Genomic DNA, 23,832 nt, shown 5'->3' with positions numbered 1-23,832 from the left:
AGCAGGTTGAAAGGCAGGGATGGCGCCCTCCCCGCCGCCTTGGGAACCAAGTTACATTAAGAATGGTTCCCCCAAACCTGTTCGAAGGCCTCACCTGAGCAGCCCGCGCTGCACACCCTGACTGAGACATGCTCGACCGCATCACCGCCTCCCTGCCCTCCCTGGCCCCCGCCGAACAGCGCGTTGCCCGGCTGGTGCTGACCGACCCACGCACTTTTGCACGCCTGCCCGTGCGTGAACTGGCCGAACGCGCGCACGTGAGCAAGCCCACGGTGGTGCGCTTTTGCCGCAGCATGGGGTATGACGGACTGGCAGATTTCAAGCTCAAGCTGGCAGGCAGCGTGAGCGAAGGCGTGCCCTTCATCCACCGCAGCGTGGACGCCGACGACAAGACCGGCGACGTGCTGGTGAAGGTGGTGGACAACGCCGTGGCGGCCTTTTTGCAATACCGCAATGCCGCCAGCACCGTGGCGCTGGAGCGTGCGGCCGAGGCGATTGCAGCCACCTGGAAAACCGGCAAACGCATCGAGTTCTACGGCGTGGGCAACTCGGGCATCGTGGCACAGGACGCGCAGCACAAGTTCTTCCGCCTGGGCGTCACGTCCATTGCCACCAGCGACGGCCACATGCAGGTGATGAGCGCGACCCTGCTCGGCCCGGGCGATTGCGCGGTGATCATCTCCAACTCGGGCCGCACCCGCGATTTGATGGACGCCGCTGACATCGCCCGCAAGAACGGCGCCACCACCATCGCCATCACCGCCAGCGGCTCGCCCCTTGCCAGCACCTGCCAGATCCACCTGGCCGCCGACCACCCCGAGGGCTACGACCGCTACAGCCCCATGGTGTCGCGGCTGATGCACCTGCTCATCATCGACGTGCTGGCCACCTGCGTTGCGCTGCGCATTGGCAGCTCGCTGCAGCCGATCCTGCAGCAGATGAAGGAAAACCTGCGGGCCAAGCGTTACGCGTAAATCCTGGCCATCAGGCCAGGCCGGCCCACGCCTTCTCAGTCCAGCGTGACTCCCGCGTCGCGGATCACCTTGCCCCACTTGGTCGTTTCCGCCGCCAGAAAGGCGTCGCACGCTTCGGGCGTGGTGCCTTCACCAAAGGTGCCCATGGTTTCGAGCTTGGCTTTGGTCTCTTCACTCTGGATGATGGCGTTCACCGCGTCCGACATGCGCTTGACAACGTCGCGCGACGTGCCGGCGGGAGCAATCATGCTGGCCCAGGTGCTGCCCAGCATGCCGGGCACGCCCTGCTCGATGAAGGTGGGCACGTCGGGCAACATGGGCAAGCGCTTTTCGCTGGCCACGCCGATGAGGGTGATGCGGCCTGCCTTGGCGGGCTGAATCAGGTTGGGCGGAGGGTCGAGGAACAAAGGCACCTGGCCGCCGAGCAAATCCGTCAGCGCCGGCGCGGCGCCGCGGTAGGGTATATGGACCATGAAGGTCTTGGTGAGTGACTTGAGCAACTCGCTGGTCAGGTGCGCGGCAGAGCCCGTGCCTGACGAGGCAAAACTCACCTTGCCCGGGTTGGCCTTGGCATAGGCCACGAGTTCCTTCACCGTCTTAAACGGTGCATTGGGGGCCACCGCTGCCACCAGTGGAGAAACACCCAGCAGCGACACCCCCACCAGGTCCTTGCGCGGGTTGTAGGGCAGCTTGGGGTAGAGCGTGGTGTTGGCGGTAAAGGCCGGAATGACCACGCCAAAGGTGTGACCGTCTGGAGTGGACTTGGCGACAGCATCCACGCCGATGATGCTGTTGGCGCCGGGCTTGTTGTCGATGACAACCGACTGACCGAACTGCTTTTGCAGGCCCAAAGTCAGCAGACGCGCCATCTGGTCGGTAAACCCGCCCGCCGTGTAGGGCACGATGATCTTGATCGGCTTGCTCGGCCAGGCCGTTTGTGCCAGCGCGGGCAGGGCCGCGCTGGCCAGCGCTGCGCCAGCGGCTTGCACGACACGGCGGCGGGAAAGGGAAGCGTTCATGGTCTTGTCTCCTTGGTTTTTTTAGTCAAAACAGGCTGTAGCGCTTTCCAATCAGGCGCAAACAGCTATGTTTTCAATAGCACACGAATCGCGGTGCCGGATGCCTTGCTCCGTATGCGCTGCTCCTACAGCGCCTTCACCAGCTCCGGCACAGCCGTGAACAGATCCGCTTCCAGCCCATAGTCGGCCACGCTGAAGATCGGCGCCTCAGGGTCCTTGTTGATCGCCACGATCACCTTGGAGTCCTTCATGCCCGCCAAATGCTGGATGGCGCCAGAGATACCCGCTGCGATGTACAGCTGCGGCGCCACGATCTTGCCGGTCTGGCCCACTTGCCAGTCGTTGGGGGCGTAGCCTGCGTCCACTGCGGCCCGGCTGGCACCCAGGGCGGCGCCCAGCTTGTCGGCCAGCGGGGTCATCACTTCGTCGAACTTTTCCTTGCTGCCGAGGGCTCGGCCACCGGAGACGATGATCTTGGCGGCCGTGAGTTCGGGGCGGTCGCTCTTGGCGATTTCGCTGCCCATGAAGCTGCTCTTGCCAGCGTCTGCGGTGGCTGCGGCGGTTTCAACGGCTGCGGAACCGCCCGTGGCGGCTGCGGCGTCAAAGCCCGTGGCGCGCACGGTGATGACCTTTACGCTGTCGGCGCTTTGCACGGTGGCAATGGCGTTGCCGGCGTAGATGGGGCGCTCGAAGGTGTCTGGGCTCACCACTTTGGTGATGTCGCTGACCTGCGCCACGTCCAGCTTGGCGGCCACGCGGGGGGCCACGTTGCGGCCGCTGGCGGTGGCGGGGAACAGGATGTGGCTGTAGTTGCCTGCGATGGCGAGCACTTGCGCGGCCACGTTCTCGGCCAGGCCGTGTTCGAGGCCAGGGGCGTCGGCGTGGATGACCTTGGCGACACCGGCGATCTGGGCGGCTGCGGCGGCGGCTGCACCGGCGTTGTGGCCAGCCACCAGCACGTGCACGTCGCCACCGCAGGCCACAGCGGCCGTCACGGTGTTCAGCGTGGCGCCCTTGATGGACGCGTTGTTGTGTTCAGCAATAACGAGTACCGACATTTAGATCACCTTCGCTTCGTTCTTGAGTTTCTCGACCAGAGCGGCCACGTCCGCCACCTTGATGCCAGCACCACGCTTGGCGGGCTCGGTCACCTTGAGGGTCTTCAGGCGCGGAGCCACGTCCACGCCGAGATCTTCGGGCTTGACGGTATCGAGCTGCTTTTTCTTGGCCTTCATGATGTTGGGCAAGGTGACGTAGCGGGGCTCGTTCAGGCGCAGGTCGGTGGTGATGACCGCTGGCAGTGTCAGGGCCAAGGTTTCCAGGCCGCCGTCCACTTCACGCGTCACGCTGACCTTGTCGGCCGACAGTTCGACCTTGTTGGCGAACGTGGCCTGGGGCAGGTCTGCCAGGGCCGCGAGCATCTGGCCGGTCTGGTTGGCGTCGTCGTCGATGGCTTGTTTGCCCAGGATGATGAGACCGGGCTGCTCTTTGTCCACCAGGGCCTTGAGGATCTTGGCCACGGCCAGGGGCTGCAGCTCGACGTCGGTTTCCACCAGGATGGCGCGGTCGGCCCCAATGGCCATGGCAGTGCGCAGGGTTTCCTGGCACTGGGCCACGCCGCAGGAGACTGCGATGACTTCGGTCACCAGGCCTTTTTCTTTCAGGCGCACGGCCTCTTCAACGGCGATTTCGTCAAAGGGGTTCATGCTCATCTTCACGTTGGCGATGTCCACACCCGTGTTGTCCGACTTCACGCGGACCTTCACGTTGTAGTCCACCACGCGCTTGACAGGGACGAGAACTTTCATGGGAATGTTTTCCTTGATATTTGTTGTGGGAGTGCGGGTGCGCAGGCTTACTCGTTCGAGATGCCCTTGTCGCGGATCACAGTACCCCACTTGACGTAGTCCTGCTGAATGCGGCGGGCCATCTTGTCGGACGCTTGGTATGCAGCGATGGCGCCTGCAGTCAACAACTTGTCCTGCGTGTCCTTCTCGGCCAGGATTTGCTGCACCTCGGTTGCGATGCGGTCCACCACGGCTTTGGGCGTACCGGACGGCGCCAGCAGACCACCCCACGAGACGGCCTCGTAGCCCTTGAAGCCCTGCTCGGCGATGGTCTTGACATCGGGCAGCATGGCCACGCGCTGGGGCGACCCTACTGCGATGGCGCGCAGCTTCCCCGTCTGGATGTGCGGCAGCGCAGCCACCAGATCGGCGTACATCAGCGGCACCTGGCCGCCGATGGTGTCGGTAATGGCGGGCACGCCCCCTTTGTAGGGAATGTGCTGCATTTCAAAGCCCCCCATCTGCTTGAGCAGCTCCATGCTCAAATGGCCAAAGCTGCCCGCACCTGAGCTGGTGTAGTTGAGCTGACCTGGACGGGCCTTGGCATGGGTAATGAGCTTTTGCAGGTCGGTCACAGAAGGCATCTGGGCAGGATTGACCACCACGACGATGGGCAGGTCGTACACCGTGGCCACGGGCGTGAAGTCTTTCACCGTGTCGTAGCCCGCCTTCTTGTACAGATGCGGCGCCAGCAGCGTGGGCGTGGCCAGCATCATCAGCGTGTAGCCGTCGGCCGGGCTCTTGGCCACCTGGGCGGCAGCGATGGAGCCCGAAGCCCCTGCACGGTTTTCCACCACCACGGGCTGGCCCAGCCGTTCGGCCAGGCGTTGGCCCACGATGCGCGAGGCAGTATCGGTAGGGCCGCCTGCCGGGAAGGGCACCACCAGCTTGATCATCCTGGTGGGCCAGGCTTGCGCGTGTGCCGAGGCCGCGCCCCACAGGGCGCTGGCCGCCAGAGCGGCGGACACGGCCAGCACGGCGCGGCGGGCTGCGAAGGTGCGAGAGACAAACATTGGGGTCAAAACGGGCTCAGGTTGTTGGAGGGGTTGCATCAGTCCAGCTTGGCGCCGGACACCTTGACCACGCGCTCCCAGACGGGTGCATCTTTTTTGAACTGGGCGCCGAACTGTTCGGGGCTGCTACCGACGGGGATGAAACCCATCTGCTGGATGCGCTCACGCACCTCAGGCAGCGCAATCACGGCCTGCAGCTCACGGCCCAGGCGGGCCACGACCTCCGGCGGGGTGTTGGCCGGGGCGCTCATGCCCAACCAGCCTGTCACCTGGAACACCTCGTCCTTGATGCCCTGCTCGGCCATGGTGGCCAGCTTGGGAAGCGCATCCATGCGCTGGGTGCCCGTCACGGCCAGCGGCTTGAGGCGGCCGGAATCAATGTACGGCCGGGCCGACTGCAGGCTGGCAAATGCCATTTGCAACTGCCCGCCCACCAGGTCCTGCAGCATGGGCGCCTCGCCCCTGTAGGCCACATGATTCATGTCGGCCTTGTGCTTGTCGGACAGCCAGGCGCCAGCCAGGTGGGCATACGAGCCCATGCCCCACGAGCCGTAGGCGACCTTGCCCTTGTTGCGGTCGATATAGCTCATCAGCTCGGCCGCGGTGGACACCGGCAGCTGCGGATGCACCAGCAGCACCACCGGAGCCAGGGCGATCTGCGTGATGAGGGCCTGGTCCTTTTGCGGCTGGTACGGCAGGCGCTCGTACAGGTACTGGTTGATCAGCATGGTGGTGCCCAGCGACACCAGCAGCGTGTAGCCGTCGGCCGGTGACTTGAGCGCCTGGTCGGTGCCGGTCACACCGCCGGCGCCGCCACGGTTGTCTACCAGCACGGGCTGGCCCAGGCGGGCCGAGAGCTTCTCGCCCAGCGTGCGGGCGGTGATGTCGGTGGCGCCACCGGCCTGGTAGGGCACGATCAGCTTGATGGGCTTGCTGGGCCAGGCATCCTTGCCCGACTGGGCCAGGGCGGAACCCAGCAGGCCGGTGCTGGCCAACGCGGCCAAGCCCTGCAGGACGCAGCGGCGGTGAAGGTGATTGAACTTCATGTTTGTCTCCTGGTTGAGATTGAAAATTTGCTCCAGCGCTTACCCAACAAGCGATTAAAGCTATTATTTTTATAGTATTTAGAGCGATGGAAGCGTGAGCACGCCCTTGTCGCGCAGGGCTTCAAGCTCTGCCTCGGGCAGCTGCAGCAATTGCTGCAACACCTCCCGCGTGGCGGCGCCCAGCGTGGGCGGGGCGTTGCGGATGGGCAGGCGCTGCCCATCGAGTCGATAAGGCGGCGCAAACACATGCGTAGTGCCCGCCACGGGGTGGGGCATTTCCTGCAGCAGGCCGCCGCGGCGCGTACGCTCGCTGGTCAGCGCCTCGTGCAGGCCGGCCACCCTGCCGCAAGGGATGCCGGCAGCGCTCAGGCGTTCGAGAAGCACATCACGCGGGAAGCTGGCGATCAGCGCCTTCATCTGGGGCAACAGGGTCAGTCGATTGCGGGCACGCTCGACGTTGGTGGCGTAACGTGGGTCTTCGACGATATCCGGGCGCATCACCACCTGGCGGCAGAACTTGTCGAACTGGCTGTTGTTGCCCACGGCGATGATGAGCGGACCATCCTGTGCCTCGAACATGCCGTAGGGCACGATGGACGGGTGGGCATTGCCGTAGCGCTGCGGGTCGTGGCCCAGCAGCATGGCGTCGAGCCCGTAGTAGCCGGTGATCATCAGGCCGCAGTCGTACAGCGCCATTTCGATGTGGCGGCCCTTGCCCGTAGTGCTGCGGCGAAACAGCGCGGCCAGCACGGCCTGCGCCGCGTACATGCCGGTCATCATGTCCACGGCAGCCACGCCGAACTTCAGCGGTGGCTGGCTGGCCTCGCCGTTCAGCGCCATCAGCCCGGCCTCGCCTTGAATCACCAGGTCGTAGCCGGGTCGCTTGGCCTCGGGGCCGGAACTGTCGTAGCCCGCCACCGAGCAGTAGATGAGGTCGGGCTTGATGGCCTTGAGCTGCTCGTAGCCCAGGCCCAGCTTCTCGGCGCCGCCGGTCTTGAAGTTCTGGACGACCACGTCGCACTGCGGCAGCAGGTCGCGGATGATCTTCACGCCTTCGGGCGTCTGCAAATCTACCGTGATGGACCGCTTGTTGCGGTTCATGCTGTTGTAGTAGGTGGTCTCGGTCTTGCCGATGCGCATGCCCCAGTCGCGGGTGTCGTCGCCCCGGCCGGGGTGTTCCACCTTGATGACGTCAGCGCCAAAGTCGGCCAGCACCTGGCCGCACAGCGGCCCGGCAAACACGCGCGAGAGGTCGAGCACGCGCACGCCGTCGAGCGGGAAGTCCATGCCCTCGGGCAGCGGGGGTGTCGGTGTTGTAGTGGTCATTTCGTAGTGTCGGGTTGGGTAGCGGCAGTGGCAGGGGCCTGGCGCAAGCGTGCGAAATCGGCCGGGCGCTTTTCCAGAAACGCAGCGATGCCTTCGCGGGATTCTTCGGTGGCCTGTGACAGCACCATCAGCTGTGCCTCCAGCTCCAGCTGGTCAGCCAGCGACTGCACATAGGCGCTGCGGCACAGGGCCTTGATGTTCGCCATCGCGGTGTCAGGCCCAGTGGCAACTTGCGCAGCCAGGGCCACGGCCTGGGCGAGTGCCTCGCCCGGCTCGGCCAGGCGGTTGACGGGGCCGAGCGCATGCAGCCGCTCGCCGGAGATGCGTTCGCCCGTGAGGCACAGCTCGGTCAACACCTGGCGCGAGACGAACTCGGCCAGGAAGGCGGTAGCACCGCCGTCGGGCGTGAGGCCCACCTTCACATACGCGACCGAGAACACGGCATGGCGCGCAGCCACCAGCATGTCGCAGGCCAGCGCCAGCGACAGGCCGGCGCCCGTCGCAGCGCCCTCCACCGCGGCAATGACCGGCTTGCGGCAATCGCGCACGGTGCGGATCAGGTCGTGCAGGCCTTCGAGCTTGGCGCGGCGCTCTTCCACGGGCAGCTCGCGCCGCTTGGCCAGTTGGCGCAGGTCGCCGCCCGCGCAAAAGTGCCCGCCTTCACCCGTGAGCACGATGGCGCCCACGGTGGGGTCGGCCTCGGCCTGTGCCAGTGCCTCGGTCAGCGCCGCATAGAACGCGGGCGACAGCGCATTGCGCGCGGCAGGGTTGTTGTTGGAGAGCACGAGCACCGCGCCCTCACGGCGTTGCAGCAGAGGCAGTGGCTGCTCCATGGCTTCAGCTCCGACCCAGCGCGATAAAGCGCGCCAGGTGGTGGTCTTCATCGCCAAACTGGTGGTCCACCATAACGAGGCGCTTGGCGTAGTGGGACAGTGGCAGCTCCCACGTCATGCCAATGCCGCCGTGCAGCTGGATGCTTTCTTCAGCCACCAACGCTCCGATGCGGCCCATGGTGACCTTGGCGGCCGACAGCGCGCGCTCGCGCTCGGTGCGGTCGGTGCTGTCCATCGCGGCCGCTGCGTTGATGACTGCAGAGCGCGCCTGCTCCACTTCCAGCAGCAGGTCGGCCATGCGGTGCTGCAGGGCCTGAAAGCTGCCAATGGGCACACCAAACTGCTTGCGCGTTTGCAGGTATTCCAGCGTGTGCTTCTTGGCCACATCCATGGCACCTAGCGCTTCGGCACACACGGCCAGAATGCCCCAGCCCACGGCCTGCTCCAACGTGGCAAGGCCCTGCCCCTCCGTGCCCAGTAGCGCGCCTGCGCCCACCTGCACGTTTTGCAAGGTGACTTCGGCCACACGGCCACCGTCGATGCGGCCCATGCCACGACTGCTCAAGCCTGCCGCATCAGCGGGCACCAGGAACAGCGAGATGCCGTCTTCATCGTCCACAGCGCCCGCTGTGCGGGCACTGACCAGCAGCATCTGCGCCTGGTCGCCATGCAACACCACGGCCTTGTGGCCCGTCAGCAGCCAGCCATCGCCACTGCGCACGGCGCGGGTGGTCACTCGGTTCAATGCGTAATGTGCGCCGGGCTCTTCATGCGCCAGTGCGGCCACGGTGTTGCCGTCGATGATGCCGGTGATGTGTTCCTTCTGCGCCGCGCTGCCCGCCAGGCCCAGCGCCCGGCCCACCACCAGCGCGCCGACGAAGGGCTCCACCACCAGGCCGCTGCCCAGGGCTTCAAACACCACGGCCACGTCAAAGCCTGCGCCGCCGAAGCCGCCATCGGCTTCGGGGAAGAGTGCGCCAATCGCGCCCAGCTCGGCAAAGTGGGCCCACAGCGCCGGGTCCGTGCCGGTGTCGCCGTAGGCAATGTGGTTGCGCTTTTCTATGCCGTACTGCTCGGCCACGAAGCGGTTCAGGGTGTCCGCCAGCATGCGGCGGTCTTCGGTATGTTCAAAGTTCATGGCGGCAACCTCACAGGCCCAAGATCATTTTTGAAATGATGTTCTTCTGGATTTCATTGGAGCCGCCAAAGATCGACAGCTTGCGGTAGTTGAAGTAGTTGGCAGCAGCCGTCGCTGCCTCCTTCGGCCCCACGGGTTCGTCGGCGTAGCCTTCGTACTGCGCTTCTTCGATGAAGGGCAGCGCATACGGGCCCATGGCGCGGCGGATGAGCGACAGGATTTCCTGGCGGATCTCGGTGCCCCGGATCTTGAGCATGGAGCTTTCTGCCCCCGGCACACCGCCACCGGCCACGGCGGCAATCACGCGCAGGTTGGTGGTCTTCATGTTCTCTAGGTCAATCTCGACCTGGGCCATGCGGGCGGCAAACAGCGGGTCCTGGTCCAGCGGCTGGCCGTTCTTCATCACCTTGGCGGCCACCACCTTGAGCTTGGCCAGCGCTGCAATGCAAAAGCCTACGCCTGCAATGCCGGTGCGCTCATAGGTCAGCAGGTACTTGGCATACGTCCAGCCCTTGTTTTCCTCGCCCACCAGGTTTTCCACGGGCACCTTCACGTCGGTGAAGAAGACTTCGTTGACTTCCTTGTCGCCATCGAGCGTGCGGATGGGGCGCAGCTCCACGCCGGACGATTGCATGTCCACCAGCAAGAAGCTGATGCCCGACTGCGCCTTGGCTTCGCGGTCGGTGCGCACCAGGCAGAAGATCATGTTGGCGTGCTGGCCCTGGGTGGTCCAGGTCTTCTGGCCGTTGACGATGTAGTGGTCGCCTGTTTCGTCCGTGACTCGTACCGCCGTAGTCTTCACCGAAGCCAGGTCCGAGCCCGCGCCGGGCTCGGAGTAGCCCTGGCACCACCAGTCCTCACCACTCAGGATGCGCGGCAGCCAGTATTTTTTCTGCGCCTCGTTACCAAACTTGATGAGCACCGGGCCCAGCATGTTCACGCCAAAGGGCACGATGCGCGGACCACCGGCCAGCGCGCATTCGGTGTCGAAAATGAACTTTTCGACCGCGCCCCAGCCGGGGCCGCCATAGGCTTCGGGCCAGTGGTTGGCCAGCCAGCCGCGCTCGTTCAGGATGGCGTGCCATTCATCCTGGTCCGCCTTGGACAGGCGCTGCCCGGCCTTGACCTTGGTGGCGATGCGTTCGGGCAGCTTGGCTTTCAAGAAAGCCTGCACCTCGGCGCGGAAGGCTTCCTCTTGGGGGGTGAAATTCAGGTCCATATCGGGTCGCTTGCAGTTCAGAGTTCGGTGGTGTGGCGCACGGTCAGAAGATTTCGAAGAGGCCTGCAGCGCCCATGCCACCGGCAATGCACATCGTCACCACGCCGTACTTGGCCTTGCGGCGGCGGCCCTCGAGCAGCAGGTGGCCCACCAGGCGGGCGCCGGTCATGCCAAACGGGTGGCCGATGGCAATGGCCCCGCCGTTCACGTTCAGCCGCTCAGACGGAATGCCCAGGCGGCGCTGGCAGTACAGGGCCTGCGAGGCAAAGGCCTCGTTCATCTCCCACAGGTCAATGTCCTGCACCGTGAGGCCGTGGCGTGCCAGCAGCTTGGGCACGGCAAACACGGGGCCAATGCCCATCTCGTCGGGCTCGCAACCAGCCACCGCAAAGCCACGGAACGCGCCCAGCGGCTGCAGGCCACGTCGCTCGGCCTCCTTAGCCTCCATCAGCACGCAGGCGCTCGACCCGTCCGACAGCTGCGAGGCATTGCCGGCCGTGATGAACTGACCCGGGCCCTTCACGGGCTCCAGCTTGGCCAGGCCTTCCAGCGTGGTATTGGCGCGGTTGCAGTTGTCGTGCGCGGCCGTCACCTCGCGGTAGGTGACCTCACCGGTCTCCTTGTTCTTTTCCATCATGCGCGTGGTGCAGGGCACGATTTCGTCGGCAAACACACCGCCCTGCTGTGCGGCGGCGGTGCGTTGCTGGCTTTGCAGCGAGAACGCGTCCTGGTCTTCGCGGCTGATGCCGTAGCGGTGGGCCACGATGTCGGCCGTGTCGATCATGGCCATGTAGAGGTCGCTCTTGTGCTCCTGCAGCCAAGGGTCAACGTCTGCCGGGTTGCCGGGGCGGATGGCCGAGATGCTCTCCACCCCGCCCGCCACCATGGCGGGCACGCCTTCGGCCACGATACGGCCCGCCGCAATCGCCACCGATTGCAGGCCCGACGCGCAAAACCGGCTGGCCACCATGCCCGCCACCGACAGGGGCAGGCCCGCGCGCAGCGCCGTCTGGCGGCCGATGTTCTTGCCGGTGATGCCTTCGGGGTAGCCGCAGCCCATGACCAGGTCTTCGATCAGCTCGGGCTCGATGCCCGAGCGCTCGACCGCCGCCTTGACGGAAAAGGCCGCGAGTTGCGGGCCAGGCGTGGCGTTGAACTCGCCCCGGTGCGACTTGGTCAGCGGGGTGCGGGCGGTGGAAACGATGACGGCTTCACGCATGATTTGCTCCTGATTTAATAGCTGCTTGCGCTTATTAATCAAGCGCTAGAGGCCAAAATGATTTGAATTTGATGAATCTGAAAAATCGAATCGCGAGGCGGGCTCAGCTCTTTTCAGCCTGGTTCAGGCTGTCAAAGTTGCGCCCTTCCCGCACCAGTTGCACCAGCAAAGGCGAGGGCTTCCAAAACAGCGGGTCTTCCTTGGCAAAGGCCTCGATGTCGGCCAGCACCTTGTCCAGCCCCGTCATGTCGGCCCACTTCATTGGGCCGCCACGGTGGCGCGGAAAGCCGTAGCCTGCGACAAAGGTCACATCCACATCCAGCGGGCGCAGGGCAATGCCCTCGTGCACCACATTGGCCCCTTCGTTGACCATGGCGGCCATGTAGCGGCGCATGATCTCGTCGGCGCTGAAGCTGCGGGGCGTGACGCCTTTCTTGGCGCGCTCGGCATCCACTATGGCCAGCACTTCCGGGTCGGGCTGGCCCGTGCGGGCACCGTCGGGGTACAGGTAGAACCCACGCCCGGTCTTCTGACCAAACCAGCCGCGTTCGCAGATGCGGTCTGCAATCTCCACGTACCGGGCCTTGGGGTCGCGCGTGGCAGCGCGGCGCTTGCGGGTGGCCCAGCCAATGTCTCCACCGGCCAGGTCTGTCACCTGGAACGGGCCCATGGCAAAACCAAAGCCGCGCACGGCAGCGTCGATCTCGTAGGGGCTTGCGCCGTCTTCCAGCAGGTAGTCAGCGGCCTGCTTGTACACGGCCAGGATGCGGTTGCCGATGAAGCCGTCGCACACACCGGCGCGCACAGGCACCTTTTTCAGCTTGCGGGCCAGCTCGAATGCCGTGGCCACCACGTCGGGCGCCACCTTGGCGGGCACCACGATCTCCAGCAGCTTCATGATGTTGGCGGGGCTGAAGAAGTGCAGGCCGATCACATCCTGCGGGCGGCCGGTGGCAGCGGCAATGGCGTCGATGTCGAGGTAGGACGTGTTGGTGGCCAGCACCGCACCAGGCTTGCACATGCGGTCCAGCTCGCGGAACACGGCCTTCTTGACTTCGATGTCTTCAAACACGGCCTCGATCACCAGGTCCACCTGGGCGATGTCGGCATAGCTGGTGCTGCCGGTGTAACGCGCCATCACGGCGGCCTTGGCGGCTTCAGTCATACGGCCTTTGGCGACCAGGCCGTTGTAGACCTTTTCCACATTGGCGCGGCCCCGGGCGATGGAATCGGCGTCGCGCTCAATCATGGTGACGGGCAGGCCCGCATCCAGCGCCGCCACGGCAATGCCCGCGCCCATGGTGCCACCGCCGATGACGGCGATGCTGGCCACGGGGCGCGGCTGTGCGGCCTGTGCTTCGGGCACCTTGACGACCTCGCGTTCGGCAAAAAAGGCGTGGATGAGACCGGCGCGCTGCGGGCTGTCCAGGCACTCCATGAACAGCGCACGCTCGCGGACCATGCCTTCGTCAAACGGCAGTTGCAACGCGGCCTGCACGCATTCGATGATCTTGAGGGGAGAGAACAGGCCGCGCGACTTTTTGGCGGTCTCGGCCTTCTGTGCGTCCAGCCAGGCCAGCGCAGCCTGCGGCTCGGCAATGGCCAGGTCACGCGTGCGGCGCACGGGGGCGTTGGCAGCCAGCAGTTCGCGCACGTAGGCCAGGCCTGCGGCCAGCGGGTCGGGGCCTTCCACCAGCTTATCGACCAGACCTGCCTGCAGCGCGGCCTGCGCTTTGAGGGGCTGGCCGCTGAGCATGAGGGTGGTGGCCGCCTGCACGCCCATCAAGCGCGGGGCGCGCTGGGTGCCTCCCGAGCCGGGCAGCAGGCCCAGGTTCACCTCGGGCAGGCCCAGCGTAGCGGCAGGCAATGCCAGGCGGTAATGGGCTGACAGAGCCACTTCGAGACCGCCGCCCAGCGCCGCACCGTGCAGCACGGCCACCACGGGCTTGTTCAGGTTTTCGATGGCGCGGCAGACCTCGGGCAGGATGGGGGCAACCGGTGGCTTGCCGAATTCGCGGATATCCGCCCCGGCAATGAAGGCCTTGCCAGCGCCCACCAGCAGCACGGCCGCCACGGCGGCGTCGGCCTGCGCCTGCTGCATGGCGGCCAACAGGCCCTGGCGCACGGCGGCGCCCAGGGCGTTGACGGGTGGGTTGTCGATGGTGACGACAAGCACATCGCCCTGCAGCGCGGTGGTGACAACGGAAGATGCGGGAATGGCGGCGCCCATGCTGGAAAGTCTCCTGGTCGATGGCTATTGACTGCCTGTGAATGACTCGGTGATTGTTGATGCGTGAAGTTATCTTGACAATTACATAGCCTGTTGACAGACTGTCAAACGCCTTTTGACAAATACCCCCGCAACGGCATCACGTGCCGCCTCCCTGTTCAATGGAACTCACCTCCCTCACCGTGCTGGTCGACATCCTCGATGCCGGCAACCTCAGCCAGGCCGCCCGCAACCTGAAGATGTCCCGTGCCAACGTCAGCTACCACCTGCACCAGCTCGAAAAGTCAGTGGGTGTGCAGTTGGTGCGCCGCACCACGCGCCGGGTGGAGCCCACCGAGGTGGGCCTGCGCCTGTATGCCCATGGCCGCGCCATTCAGAACGAGATGCTGGCTGCGCGCGAGACCATTGCCACGCTGGGCCAGGGCCTGCAGGGCCGCGTGGGCCTGAGCGTGCCCAGTGGCTACGGGCAGATGGTGATGTCAGACTGGCTGATCGACTTCAAGCGGCTGTACCCTGGCATCGTGCTGGATGTGCGCTTTGAAAATCGGGTGGACGACCTCATCCGCGATGAGGTGGACATCGCCATCCGCGTGATGCCCGAGCCCCCACCCACGCTGGTGGCGCGCGACCTAGGCAGCGTGCGCTACATCGCCTGCGCATCGCGGGGGTACGCCGAGGCGCATGGGCTGCCCCAAAGCTTTGAAGCGCTGCAGGCCGCGCCGGTGATCACCGCAGGGGTGGTGGGCAAGCAGCTGCGCCTGCGCGGGTACCGGGGTGACCAGCGCCAGGAAGCCCTGCTGGAGCCCACCCTCATTTCGGAGCACTTTCCGTTTCTGCGCCAAGGCATCCTGGCAGGGCTGGGCGTAGGGCTGGTACCGGATTACGTGGTGCAGGACGCCGTGTCCAGTGGGGAAGTGCTGACCACGCTGGACGACTGGCGGTTGAGCATTTTTGGCACCCAGATGTTCATGCTCTACATGCCCAACCGCCACCAGACGCGTGCGGTGCGCACCTGCATTGACTACCTGCTGGGGCGGGCCCTGCCGGCAGCCGGCCAAGGAGTGACTGCGGAGCCAGGATGAGCATCTTCTGCGCGTTTACAAGAAAAAATAGCCGCAAGCGCAGGTATTCATTGCGCTAGCAGCTATTTTATTGATAGCAATCGCTATTGCGACAGTAGCAATGCCGGATGAGTCCCTCCGCCGCGCGTCAGCAAACCCGCGTGGCGGCTGGCATCAGATCCGCCCTTCCTCCACCGCATGGCACGCAATGCGGATGCCACCAATGCTCTTGAGCTGGGGGCGCTCGGTGCGGCAGCGGTCGTTCACATGCGGGCAGCGGGGGTTGAAGGCGCAACCGGGTGGTGGGTTCAGCGGGTTGGGCACCTCGCCCTGCACGGGGGTGCGGGCCTTGCCGGTGTCGTGCATCTTGGGGATGGCATCGAGCAGCATGCGGGTGTACGGGTGGCGGGGCGTGTCAAACAACGTGTGTTTGTCGGCCAGCTCCACCAGGCGGCCCAAGTACATCACGCCGACCTGGTCGCTGACGTGGCGCACCACGGCCAGGTTGTGGCTGATGAACAGGTAGGTGAGATGCCGCTCGCGCTGCAGGTCCTTCATGATGTTGAGCACCTGGGCCTGCACCGACACGTCAAGTGCACTCGTCGGCTCGTCGCACACCAGGAACTCGGGCTCGGTGGCCAAGGCGCGCGCGATGGAGATGCGCTGACGCTGGCCGCCGGAGAACTGGTGCGGGTATTTCACCATGTCCAGCGGCGACAGGCCCACGGACTTGAGCAGTTCACCCACGCGCTGCTTGAGCTCAGCCTTGTCGGTGATGAGGCCATGCTCCTTGAGCGGCTCGCCAATGATGTCTTCGACCAGCCAGCGGGGGTTCAGGCTGGCATACGGGTCCTGGAAGATCATCTGGATGCGGCGGCGCATGGCCTTGGCGTCGTTGCCCTTGAAGGCGGCGTGCGCATCCTGGTTGTCAAACGTGAGGCCGCCGCGTGTGGGCTCGTACAAACCCACCAGCAGGCGCGCCACGGTGCTTTTGCCGCAGCCGGACTCACCCACCAGGGCCAGGGTCTTGCCTTTTTCGATCTCGAAACTCACGCCGTCCACCGCATGCAGCAGCGTGCGGGGCTTGCGCTCGATCACGCGGTTGAGCCAGGGGGCGGACACGTCAAAAGTCTTGGCCAGGTCGTGCGCCTGCACCAAAGCCTTGCTTTTCATTGCTGCGCTCATGCGGTCACCTCGGTTTTTGTCGTGGCACCAGCGTGCAGCCAGCAGGCGGCGCGGGTGGAGCCTGCGTCCATCAGGTCGGGGCGATCAGTCATGCAGCGGTCAAAAGTCTGGGGGCAGCGCGGGTTGTAGGCACAGCCCTGGGGAATGGCGTTCAGACGGGGCATGGCGCCGTCGATCTGGTTCAGGCGTTCACGGTCCACCGTCATGTCGGGGATGGAGGCCATGAGGCCGCTGGTGTACGGGTGCGAGGGCTTGTTGATGACGTCGTGCACGGGGCCGATCTCGGCCACGCGCCCGGCATACAGCACGGCCACGCGGTCGCAGGTCTCGGCGATCACGCCCATGTCGTGGGTGATCAGCATCACCGCGGCACCGCGCGATTTGCAGATGTTTTTCAGCAGCGTGATGATCTGCGCCTGGATGGACACGTCGAGCGCCGTGGTGGGCTCATCGGCCACGATGAGCTTGGGCTCGGCCGCCAGGGCCAGGGCAATCACCACGCGCTGGCGCATGCCACCGGAGAACTGGTGCGGGTAGTGGTCGATGCGCTCTGCAGCGGCCGGAATGCCGGTGTCTTGCAGCAGCGCAATGGCACGCTGGCGCGCCTCGGCGGGCGTGACCGGCAGGTGGGCCAGGATGGTTTCGGTGAGCTGTCGGCCCACGGTGTACAGCGGGTTCAGCGAGGTCAGCGGGTCTTGAAAGATCGCGCCGATGCGGCGGCCACGGATGTGGCGCATTTCCTCATTGCTCAGGTTGTCGATGCGCTGGCCTTCGAGCAGGATCTGGCCAGATGCCACGCGGCCCGGGGGCTCCAGCAGGCCGATGATGGCAGCGCCAGTGAGCGATTTGCCCGCGCCGGACTCCCCCACCACCCCCAGGATCTCGCCGGGTGCAATGGAGAAGGAAATGTCGTCCAGGGCGCGCAGGGTACCGCGACGGCCCGGGAATTCGACAACGAGGTTTTTGACTTCTAGGAGACTCATGGGGATATCGCTTTTCTTGTTCTTGTTCAGCGCAGGCGCGGATTGAGGGCATCACGCAACCAGTCGCCGAGCAAGTTCACACTCAGGGCGATCAGCACCAGCATGGCACCGGGGAACACGGTGATCCACCATTCGCCGGAGAACAGGTAGTCGTTGCCGATGCGGATCAGCGTGCCCAGCGAAGGCGAGGTGGGCGGTGCGCCCACGCCCAGGAAGGACAATGTGGCCTCGGTGATGATGGCCGTGGCCACCTGGATGGTGGCCAGCACCATCACAGGGCCCATGACGTTGGGCAGCACGTGCTTGCGCATGATGCGCAGCGGCGAAACGCCCGTCACGCGGGCAGCCTGCACGTATTCCTTGTTGCGCTCGACCAGGGTGGAGCCGCGCACCGTGCGCGCGTACTGCACCCAGCCCGTGAGCGAGATGGAGATGATCAGCACACCAAATGCCAGCGACTCGTGCGCGTTGGGAAACAGCGCACGGCCCACACCCGCAATCAGCAGCGCCACCAGGATGGCGGGGAACGACAGCATCACGTCGCACAGGCGCATGAGCACGGCATCGATCCAGCCACCGCGAAAGCCGGCCAGCAGTCCAAACGCCACGCCCACCACCACGGAGAGCACCACCGATGCGAGGCCCACCACAAGGGAAATGCGCGCGCCATAGATGAGGGCGGAAAGAATGTCCCGGCCCTGGTCGTCGGTGCCCAGGGGGTACTTCATGGAGCCTTCGGCGCTCCAGGCCGGGGGCAGCCGCGCGTCGCTGAGTTCGAGCGTGGCCAGGTCAAAGGGGTTATGGGGCGCGACCCATCCGGCAAATACCGAACAGAACACACAGATCAGCGCGATGGCAGCGGCCACCATCGCCATGGGCGATGTGCGGAAGCTGTAGCCAACATCGCTGTCAAACCAGCGGGCAAGGGTTGTTTTCATTGTGGGAAACCAGTAAACAAGCACCAACGCAGAGCCCGGGTAGCGGCCATGCGTTGGTGTGGACTTTCAAAGAACCGGTCGTTCTCTCTTTTCTCTGCGATCGACTAACGTAGGGACTTCTGCGCCCCTTCTTACTTGGTGATGCTCATCCACTTGAAGTGCATGAAGTTGTCGGCCAGCTGCACGAGCTTGACGTTCTTGCCCACGCCCCAGGCCAGCGCTTGCTGGTGCAGGGGAATGTGGCCTACATCGGCCGCGTGCAGATCGAAGACTTCCTTGATCATCGCGTTGCGCTTGACCTTGTCGGTCTCGGCCTGGATCTTGAGTGTCAGCTCATCGACCTTGGGGTTGCAGTAGGCGCCCAGGTTGAACTGGCCGGACCCCTTGTCATCCACGCAGCGCATGAGGGCGTTGAGCGCGTTGTGCGAGTCGTAGGTGGCGGGCGTCCAGCCCAGCATGTAAAAGCTGGTGTCGCGGCGCAGCACCTTGGGGAAGTAGGTGCCCTTGGTTTCGGCCTGCAGGTTGATCTTGACGTTGATGCGCGAGAGGTTGGCGGCCACTGTCTGGCAGATGCGGCCATCATTCACGTAGCGATCGTTCGGGCAGTTCATGGCCACTTCGAAGCCGTTGGGATAGCCGGCTTCGGCCATCAGCTTCTTGGCAGCTTCGACGTCGTAGGGAAGGCGCTTCGCGTCAGGCTGGAAGCCATTGATGCCGGGACCCACGAGCAGGGCCGAGGGGTTGGATGCACCACGCATCACGGTCTTCTTGATCCCTTCGATGTCGATGGCCTGGTAGAAGGCCTGGCGCACACGCTTGTCCTTGAAGGGGTTCTTGCCCTTGACGTTGGAGTACAGCAGTTCGTCACGCTTTTGGTCCATGCCCAGGAAGATGGTGCGCAGTTCGGGGCCGGTGATGGCACGGGTGTTGGCGCTGCCGTTCACGCGTTCGATGTCCTGCACGGGTACGGGTTCCATCACGTCCACCTCGCCCGAAAGCAGGGCGGCCACACGGGTCGCATCGTTGCCGATGGGGGTGAAAACGACTTCGCTGACGTTGCCTTCGATCTTGCCCCAGTAGCTGCCGTTGCGTGTAAACACCGAGCGCACGTTGGGCTGGCGCTCACGCAGGCGGAAGGGGCCCGTGCCGTTGGCACGGAACGAGGCGGCGTTCTCGATGCCCTTGCGGCGGTCCACCGGGCCCAGGGCCTGGTTGGTCTCGCACCACTTCTTGCTCATCATGTACACGAGCGAGATCACATCCGGCAGGATCGGGAAGGGGGTCTTGGTTTCGATTTCGACCGTGTGGTCGTCGATCTTGCGCACTTCCTTGAAGTCGTTGGTGTAGCTCTTCATGTCCGAGCCTTCCACCTGGGTGCGCCCGAAGCTGAACACCACGTCATCGGCCGTGAAAGGGGTGCCGTCGTGGAATTGCACGCCCTTGCGCAACTCGAAACGCCACACGGTGGGCGACGTCTGCTTCCAGCTCGTCGCCAGGGCAGGCGCCAGGCTCAGGTCCTTGTTGCGGCCGACCAGCGGCTCATAGACGTTGCCGGTGACGCTCAGCTGCAGCGACTCATTGAGCGAGTGGGGGTCCATCGACAGCGAGTCACCCTGGTTGGCGATGCGGATGGTCTGAGCTTGGGCCACCAGGCTCGCCGCCGCCAACGCGGTAAAGAGAGCGGTCAGAGCGATTTTTTTATGGAATTTCATGGAAACCTCCAGGTTGGGGAAAGCGGGGTGAAAGGGTTGGGCCGTGGCGCGGTAGTGCAAATGGGCAGGCTGGCTGGACGGTGCTTCAAGCTGCCGCCAAAGGCATGGCCTGCTCGATAAGGCTTGCGTGCAGCGCCGAGCCCAGGGGCAGGATGTCGTCGTTGAAGTCGTAGCGGCTGTTGTGCAAGGCGCTGCCACTGGCCCCTGTGCCCTGGCCGATGCGCAGATAGGCACCGGGGCGGGTCTGGAGCATGAAGGCGAAGTCCTCGGCGCCCATACTGGGCTCCAGGTCACGCACCACATGGTCGGCACCCAGCAGGGATTCGGCCACGTCGCCGGCAAAGATGGCTTCGCTTTCGCTGTTGATCGTGGCCGGGTAGATGCGCTCGTAGTGCACCGTGGCCGTGGCGCCAAAGCCCAGGGCGATGGCGTTGCAAAGCTCCTTGAGGCGCTTTTCCACCATCTCCTGCACGACCGGATCGAATGTCCGCACGGTGCCCACCAGCGTGGCAGAGCCCGGCAGCACACTGAAGGCCCCCAGGTCGCCAGCCTGTGCGGCGCAGATGCTGACCACGGCGCTTTCAATGGGGCGCACATTGCGCGAGACAATGCTTTGCGCGGCCGTAATGATGTGCGCGGCCACAACCAGCACGTCCACCGTCTGGTAGGCATGGGCACCGTGGCCGCCACGTCCCGTGATCTCGATGGTGAAGCGATCCGCCGCAGCCATCATGGGGCCGGAGTTGATGCCCACGGTGCCGGGCTTCATCGCGGGCCAGTTGTGCATGGCGTAGATGGACTGCACCGGGAAGCGGTCAAACAGCCCGTCTTCCATCATGACGCGGGCGCCAGCAAAACCTTCTTCACCCGGCTGAAACACGAGCACGGCTGTGCCGTCGAAGTTGCGGGTCTCGGCCAGGTAGCGCGCAGCCCCCACCAGCATGGCGGTGTGGCCGTCGTGGCCGCAGCCATGCATGAGGCCGGGCTTGCACGACTTCCAAGAGAAATCGTTGTGCTCGGCCAGCGGCAGCGCATCCATGTCGGCACGAAGGCCGACCATGCTGCCACTGGAGGTGCTGCGGCCGCGGATCACGCCCACGACTCCCGTGCGGCCAATGCCGTCGTGGATCTCGTCCACGCCGCAGAGCTTCAGAGCCTCTTTGACGCGCGTGCTGGTGTAGATCTCCTCGAAACCCAGCTCAGGGTGGGCATGCAGGTCCCGGCGCAGTGCGGTCAGCTCGGGGTGATACTGCGCGATGTGCGCAAACGCCCGGCCACCGGCCTTCAGGCGGGGGCCCTGCATCAGTGGCCTCCTGCCTTGCCTACGCGCAGGCGAGGGTCGACCGCAAAATACAACAGGTCCACCACCAGATTGATCACCACAAAGATCAAGGCGATCAGGCACAGGTAGGCGGCCATCACCGGAATGTCCGCAAAGGTCACGGCCTGGATGAACAGCAGGCCCATGCCGGGCCACTGGAACACGGTCTCGGTGATGATGGCGAAGGCAATCAGACCACCCAGCTGCAGGCCGGTGATGGTCATCACGGGCACCAGCGTGTTCTTGAGCGCATGGCCGAAGTGAATGGCGCGATTGGACAGGCCCCGGGCGCGTGCGAACTTGATGTAGTCGGTGCGCAGCACCTCCAGCATTTCTGCGCGCACCAGCCGCATGATCAGCGTGAGCTGGAAAATCGCCAGCGTGATGGCAGGCAGCGTGATGTGGTGCCAGCCCTTGGCCTTGAGCAGGCCCGTGCTCCACCATCCCATCTGTACCACTTCACCGCGCCCGAAGCTTGGGAACCAACCCAGGGTGACAGCGAACACCAGGATCAGCAGGATGCCGATCAGGAACGTTGGCAGCGACACGCCCAGCAGTGAGATGGTCATGAACAGCTGGCTTGTGAAGGTGCCGCGCTTGAGGGCTGCATACACGCCCATGGGCACGCCAATGACCAGGGCCAGGAAAGCAGCCACCAAGGCCAGCTCCAGTGTGGCAGGAAAACGCTCTGCAATCAGCCGCGAAACCTTGGCACCCTGGCGCAGGCTCAGGCCGAATTCGCCCTGGGCTGCGTTGACCAAGAAATGCCAGAACTGTATGAAAAAGGGCTTGTCCAGACCGAGCGAGGCGCGCAGTTCGCGGATCTGCTCGGGAGTGGCGTCCTGGCCCAGCAGGAACACCACAGGGTCTCCCACGTACTGGAACAGCATGAAGGAGATGAAGGCCACCGTGACCATGACAATCACAGCCTGTATCAGGCGGCGCAATATAAAGGCGAGCATCGGAGAGTCGATTGAGTGTTCGATGGGAACGCCACAGCCACTTTTGATGGCAGGGCGCTGGCAGGCAATATGCGGTCGTCAAACCGGACCAGAAAGCAAAACAAAGAAAGCAAGGGCCTCGGGGCCCTTGCTCTCAGTGTGTCAGGCACCGGTCAATTCACCTTGACGGTGCGCATGTCCACGCGGTTATCCGCGCGGTGAACCAGTTCAATGTTCTTCTTCACGGCCCATGGGATCACCTGGTCATGCAGAGGAATGTGGGACACGGTGTCGTTGGACAGTTGCAGCGCTTCCGTCAGCATGCGGGCGCGCACCGGTGCATCGGTTTCTGCCTTGATGCGGTCCACCAGATAGTCCATGCGCTGGTTGCTGTAGCGGCCCACGTTGTAGTTGCCGTCACCACCTTGGCCCACAGTGCGGACCAGCGATTGCAGGCTGTACAGCGCATCGAAGGTCGGCACACCCCAGCCCAGCATGTAGATGCTGGCTTCGTAGCGCTGAATCATCGGGAAGTAATTGACCAGGGGCAGCGTGCGCAGCTTGGCCTTTACGCCCACGCGCGACCACATGGCGGTCACGGCCTGGCAGATGGCTTCGTCATTGATGTAGCGGTTGTTGGGGCAGGCAAAGTCCACCTCAAAACCATCGGGGTAACCGGCCTCGGCCAGCAACTTCTTGGAGGCTTCAACGCTATAGGGGAACCGCTTGCCAACGGCCTCGGTATAACCCGCCACCTGTGGGGCCACGATGGTGCCCGTGGGCTTGCCCAGGCCACGCATGATGTTGCGGGAAATGGTTTCTGCGTCAATCGCCTGGTACAGGGCCTTGCGCACGCGCACGTCCTTGAGCGGATTTTTGCCCTTGATGTTCGAGCCTGGCAGTTCGTCGCGGAACTGGTCCATGCCCAGGAAGATGGTGCGGTTCTCAATGCCGTCAATCACCTTGAGGTCGGGGCTGGCGCGCAAGCGGCCCAGATCCTGGGGAGTGGGGTCGAGCACCATGTCCACTTCGCCCGACAGCAGGGCTGCAATGCGTGTGGCAGCAGACTTGATCGGGGTGTAGACGATTTCGGTCACGTTCCCGTCCATCTTGCCCCACCAGTTGGGGTTGCGCTTGAACACCATCTTCACATCAGGCTGCCACGATTCCAGCGTGTAAGGACCGGTGCCCATGGCATTGCGGTGGGCAAAGTTTTCGTCGGTGCCCTTGATGTCTTTGGGCTCAACCGACTTGTTCTTTTCCGCCCAGGCCTTACTCATCATGCGCAGTTCGGTCATCTGGCGCAGCAGCACAGGGTTGGGAGCGGTCAGGATGACGTCGATGGTTTGCGCATCCACCTTGTTGATCTTGCTGATGCCTTGGATGTAGGGGGTGAAATTCGATGTCTTGGCCATCGCGCGCTGCAGCGAATACACCGCATCGTCGGCGGTGAAGGCCGAACCATCATGGAACTTCACGCCTTGGCGCAGCGTGAAACGCACCTGCGTGGGGCTGATTTCTTTCCAGGCCGTTGCCAGCACGGGCTCTACGTCAAAGGTCTTGCTGTTGTAGTAAACCAGGCTTTCATACACATTCGCATGGATGCCATTCTGGAGCGCGTTGTTCTGGGAATGGATATCCCAGGTCGCGATTTCCCCCTGGCTAGCCCATTTGAAGGGCTTGGCATGCAGGGCTGGCGCCACAAGCAGTGCAGCAGCCGCAGCCACCGACAAAAGACTGTATTTGAGTTTCATGGAACCCTCTTGAATAAAAGTTTTACTATGCAGTAAAGGTTGCTCTATAGCCAACGGGAAATCCCTGAATCCC

20 protein-coding genes are annotated in these 23,832 nt (G+C 64.2%); 2 read left to right on the top strand and 18 right to left on the bottom strand.

The window, feature by feature from the left end:
• Window positions 1-128: 128 nt before the first annotated feature.
• Window positions 129-974 carry a MurR/RpiR family transcriptional regulator gene (locus tag AC2YJX_RS19280; protein ID WP_055394300.1) on the top strand — a complete coding sequence of 282 codons (846 nt, stop codon included), beginning with the start codon at window positions 129-131 and terminating at the stop codon, window positions 972-974.
• A gap of 35 nt (window positions 975-1,009) precedes the next feature.
• On the opposite strand, the gene AC2YJX_RS19275 is transcribed toward AC2YJX_RS19280, so the two are convergent.
• The 11 genes from AC2YJX_RS19275 to AC2YJX_RS19225 form a co-directional block, all read right to left on the bottom strand.
• Window positions 1,010-1,993, bottom strand: a complete 984-nt coding sequence (locus AC2YJX_RS19275; protein ID WP_431151911.1) for a tripartite tricarboxylate transporter substrate binding protein — start codon at window positions 1,991-1,993, stop codon at window positions 1,010-1,012.
• Window positions 1,994-2,118: 125 nt separating this feature from the next.
• The gene (locus AC2YJX_RS19270; protein ID WP_218299205.1) at window positions 2,119-3,051 is read right to left on the bottom strand and encodes an electron transfer flavoprotein subunit alpha/FixB family protein; all 933 of its coding nucleotides are present in this window, start codon (window positions 3,049-3,051) and stop codon (window positions 2,119-2,121) included.
• Entirely contained in the window at window positions 3,052-3,801 is a 750-nt protein-coding gene (locus AC2YJX_RS19265) for an electron transfer flavoprotein subunit beta/FixA family protein (protein ID WP_487256673.1), read from the bottom strand.
• A 47-nt stretch (window positions 3,802-3,848) separates the two neighbouring features.
• Entirely contained in the window at window positions 3,849-4,853 is a 1,005-nt protein-coding gene (locus tag AC2YJX_RS19260) for a tripartite tricarboxylate transporter substrate binding protein (RefSeq protein WP_487256977.1), read from the bottom strand.
• Window positions 4,854-4,891: 38 nt separating this feature from the next.
• Entirely contained in the window at window positions 4,892-5,899 is a 1,008-nt protein-coding gene (locus AC2YJX_RS19255) for a Bug family tripartite tricarboxylate transporter substrate binding protein (protein ID WP_487256976.1), read from the bottom strand.
• 78 nt (window positions 5,900-5,977) lie between these two features.
• Window positions 5,978-7,225: a CaiB/BaiF CoA transferase family protein gene (locus AC2YJX_RS19250; RefSeq protein ID WP_431151907.1), complete on the bottom strand. Its 1,248-nt coding sequence runs from the start codon at window positions 7,223-7,225 to the stop codon at window positions 5,978-5,980.
• Window positions 7,222-8,058 carry an oxepin-CoA hydrolase, alternative type gene (locus tag AC2YJX_RS19245; RefSeq protein WP_487256975.1) on the bottom strand — a complete coding sequence of 279 codons (837 nt, stop codon included), beginning with the start codon at window positions 8,056-8,058 and terminating at the stop codon, window positions 7,222-7,224. The genes AC2YJX_RS19250 and AC2YJX_RS19245 overlap by 4 nt, the downstream gene beginning before the upstream one ends.
• 4 nt (window positions 8,059-8,062) lie before the next feature.
• A complete protein-coding gene (locus AC2YJX_RS19240) occupies window positions 8,063-9,196 on the bottom strand; it encodes an acyl-CoA dehydrogenase family protein (protein ID WP_487256974.1) in 1,134 nt (377 codons plus the stop codon).
• A gap of 10 nt (window positions 9,197-9,206) precedes the next feature.
• On the bottom strand, window positions 9,207-10,415 hold the full coding sequence (locus AC2YJX_RS19235; protein WP_487256973.1) for an acyl-CoA dehydrogenase family protein: 1,209 nt from the start codon (window positions 10,413-10,415) through the stop codon (window positions 9,207-9,209).
• Between the two features lie 43 nt (window positions 10,416-10,458).
• On the bottom strand, window positions 10,459-11,634 hold the full coding sequence (locus tag AC2YJX_RS19230) for an acetyl-CoA C-acyltransferase (protein WP_487256972.1): 1,176 nt from the start codon (window positions 11,632-11,634) through the stop codon (window positions 10,459-10,461).
• Between the two features lie 103 nt (window positions 11,635-11,737).
• The gene (locus AC2YJX_RS19225; protein WP_487256971.1) at window positions 11,738-13,864 is read right to left on the bottom strand and encodes a 3-hydroxyacyl-CoA dehydrogenase NAD-binding domain-containing protein; all 2,127 of its coding nucleotides are present in this window, start codon (window positions 13,862-13,864) and stop codon (window positions 11,738-11,740) included.
• A 161-nt stretch (window positions 13,865-14,025) separates the two neighbouring features.
• On the opposite strand from AC2YJX_RS19225, the gene AC2YJX_RS19220 reads away from it, so the two are divergent.
• Complete coding sequence (locus tag AC2YJX_RS19220; protein ID WP_056745237.1) at window positions 14,026-14,946, top strand: LysR family transcriptional regulator; 921 nt, start codon at window positions 14,026-14,028, stop codon at window positions 14,944-14,946.
• A 153-nt stretch (window positions 14,947-15,099) separates the two neighbouring features.
• Here the strand turns inward: AC2YJX_RS19220 and AC2YJX_RS19215 are convergent, their stop codons facing one another.
• The 7 genes from AC2YJX_RS19215 to AC2YJX_RS19185 all read right to left on the bottom strand — a co-directional run bounded on the left by AC2YJX_RS19215 (window position 15,100) and on the right by AC2YJX_RS19185 (window position 23,759).
• On the bottom strand, window positions 15,100-16,110 hold the full coding sequence (locus AC2YJX_RS19215) for an ABC transporter ATP-binding protein (protein WP_121422336.1): 1,011 nt from the start codon (window positions 16,108-16,110) through the stop codon (window positions 15,100-15,102).
• Window positions 16,107-17,093 (bottom strand): ABC transporter ATP-binding protein, encoded by a 987-nt coding sequence (locus tag AC2YJX_RS19210; protein ID WP_121422335.1) that lies wholly within the window; start codon window positions 17,091-17,093, stop codon window positions 16,107-16,109. Before AC2YJX_RS19210 ends, AC2YJX_RS19215 begins: the two co-directional genes overlap by 4 nt.
• A gap of 26 nt (window positions 17,094-17,119) precedes the next feature.
• On the bottom strand, window positions 17,120-18,031 hold the full coding sequence (locus AC2YJX_RS19205; protein ID WP_055398531.1) for an ABC transporter permease: 912 nt from the start codon (window positions 18,029-18,031) through the stop codon (window positions 17,120-17,122).
• Window positions 18,032-18,162: 131 nt separating this feature from the next.
• Window positions 18,163-19,743, bottom strand: coding sequence for an ABC transporter substrate-binding protein (locus AC2YJX_RS19200; protein ID WP_029413932.1), 1,581 nt, complete (start codon window positions 19,741-19,743; stop codon window positions 18,163-18,165).
• 85 nt (window positions 19,744-19,828) lie between these two features.
• On the bottom strand, window positions 19,829-21,046 hold the full coding sequence (locus AC2YJX_RS19195; RefSeq protein WP_176888352.1) for a M20 aminoacylase family protein: 1,218 nt from the start codon (window positions 21,044-21,046) through the stop codon (window positions 19,829-19,831).
• Window positions 21,046-22,026, bottom strand: coding sequence for an ABC transporter permease (locus tag AC2YJX_RS19190; protein ID WP_055398533.1), 981 nt, complete (start codon window positions 22,024-22,026; stop codon window positions 21,046-21,048). Before AC2YJX_RS19190 ends, AC2YJX_RS19195 begins: the two co-directional genes overlap by 1 nt.
• A gap of 152 nt (window positions 22,027-22,178) precedes the next feature.
• Window positions 22,179-23,759, bottom strand: coding sequence for an ABC transporter substrate-binding protein (locus AC2YJX_RS19185; RefSeq protein ID WP_121507525.1), 1,581 nt, complete (start codon window positions 23,757-23,759; stop codon window positions 22,179-22,181).
• Window positions 23,760-23,832 lie beyond the last annotated feature (73 nt).

It is taken from the genome of Acidovorax sp. SRI_002 (assembly GCF_057586455.1).
The sequence above is the reverse complement of the archived record's forward strand: the minus strand, read 5'-3'. Positions and strand labels throughout refer to the sequence as shown.

Excerpts from the sequence above, each read along its gene's own strand:
- AC2YJX_RS19280 (WP_055394300.1), top strand. The coding sequence starts at position 129 with ATGCTCGACCGCATCACCGCCTCCCTGCCCTCCCTGGCCCCCGCCGAA.
- AC2YJX_RS19275 (WP_431151911.1), bottom strand. The coding sequence starts at position 1,993 with ATGAACGCTTCCCTTTCCCGCCGCCGTGTCGTGCAAGCCGCTGGCGCA.
- AC2YJX_RS19270 (WP_218299205.1), bottom strand. The coding sequence starts at position 3,051 with ATGTCGGTACTCGTTATTGCTGAACACAACAACGCGTCCATCAAGGGC.
- AC2YJX_RS19265 (WP_487256673.1), bottom strand. The coding sequence starts at position 3,801 with ATGAAAGTTCTCGTCCCTGTCAAGCGCGTGGTGGACTACAACGTGAAG.
- AC2YJX_RS19260 (WP_487256977.1), bottom strand. The coding sequence starts at position 4,853 with ATGTTTGTCTCTCGCACCTTCGCAGCCCGCCGCGCCGTGCTGGCCGTG.
- AC2YJX_RS19255 (WP_487256976.1), bottom strand. The coding sequence starts at position 5,899 with ATGAAGTTCAATCACCTTCACCGCCGCTGCGTCCTGCAGGGCTTGGCC.
- AC2YJX_RS19250 (WP_431151907.1), bottom strand. The coding sequence starts at position 7,225 with ATGACCACTACAACACCGACACCCCCGCTGCCCGAGGGCATGGACTTC.
- AC2YJX_RS19245 (WP_487256975.1), bottom strand. The coding sequence starts at position 8,058 with ATGGAGCAGCCACTGCCTCTGCTGCAACGCCGTGAGGGCGCGGTGCTC.
- AC2YJX_RS19240 (WP_487256974.1), bottom strand. The coding sequence starts at position 9,196 with ATGAACTTTGAACATACCGAAGACCGCCGCATGCTGGCGGACACCCTG.
- AC2YJX_RS19235 (WP_487256973.1), bottom strand. The coding sequence starts at position 10,415 with ATGGACCTGAATTTCACCCCCCAAGAGGAAGCCTTCCGCGCCGAGGTG.
- AC2YJX_RS19230 (WP_487256972.1), bottom strand. The coding sequence starts at position 11,634 with ATGCGTGAAGCCGTCATCGTTTCCACCGCCCGCACCCCGCTGACCAAG.
- AC2YJX_RS19225 (WP_487256971.1), bottom strand. The coding sequence starts at position 13,864 with ATGGGCGCCGCCATTCCCGCATCTTCCGTTGTCACCACCGCGCTGCAG.
- AC2YJX_RS19220 (WP_056745237.1), top strand. The coding sequence starts at position 14,026 with ATGGAACTCACCTCCCTCACCGTGCTGGTCGACATCCTCGATGCCGGC.
- AC2YJX_RS19215 (WP_121422336.1), bottom strand. The coding sequence starts at position 16,110 with ATGAGCGCAGCAATGAAAAGCAAGGCTTTGGTGCAGGCGCACGACCTG.
- AC2YJX_RS19210 (WP_121422335.1), bottom strand. The coding sequence starts at position 17,093 with ATGAGTCTCCTAGAAGTCAAAAACCTCGTTGTCGAATTCCCGGGCCGT.
- AC2YJX_RS19205 (WP_055398531.1), bottom strand. The coding sequence starts at position 18,031 with ATGAAAACAACCCTTGCCCGCTGGTTTGACAGCGATGTTGGCTACAGC.
- AC2YJX_RS19200 (WP_029413932.1), bottom strand. The coding sequence starts at position 19,743 with ATGAAATTCCATAAAAAAATCGCTCTGACCGCTCTCTTTACCGCGTTG.
- AC2YJX_RS19195 (WP_176888352.1), bottom strand. The coding sequence starts at position 21,046 with ATGCAGGGCCCCCGCCTGAAGGCCGGTGGCCGGGCGTTTGCGCACATC.
- AC2YJX_RS19190 (WP_055398533.1), bottom strand. The coding sequence starts at position 22,026 with ATGCTCGCCTTTATATTGCGCCGCCTGATACAGGCTGTGATTGTCATG.
- AC2YJX_RS19185 (WP_121507525.1), bottom strand. The coding sequence starts at position 23,759 with ATGAAACTCAAATACAGTCTTTTGTCGGTGGCTGCGGCTGCTGCACTG.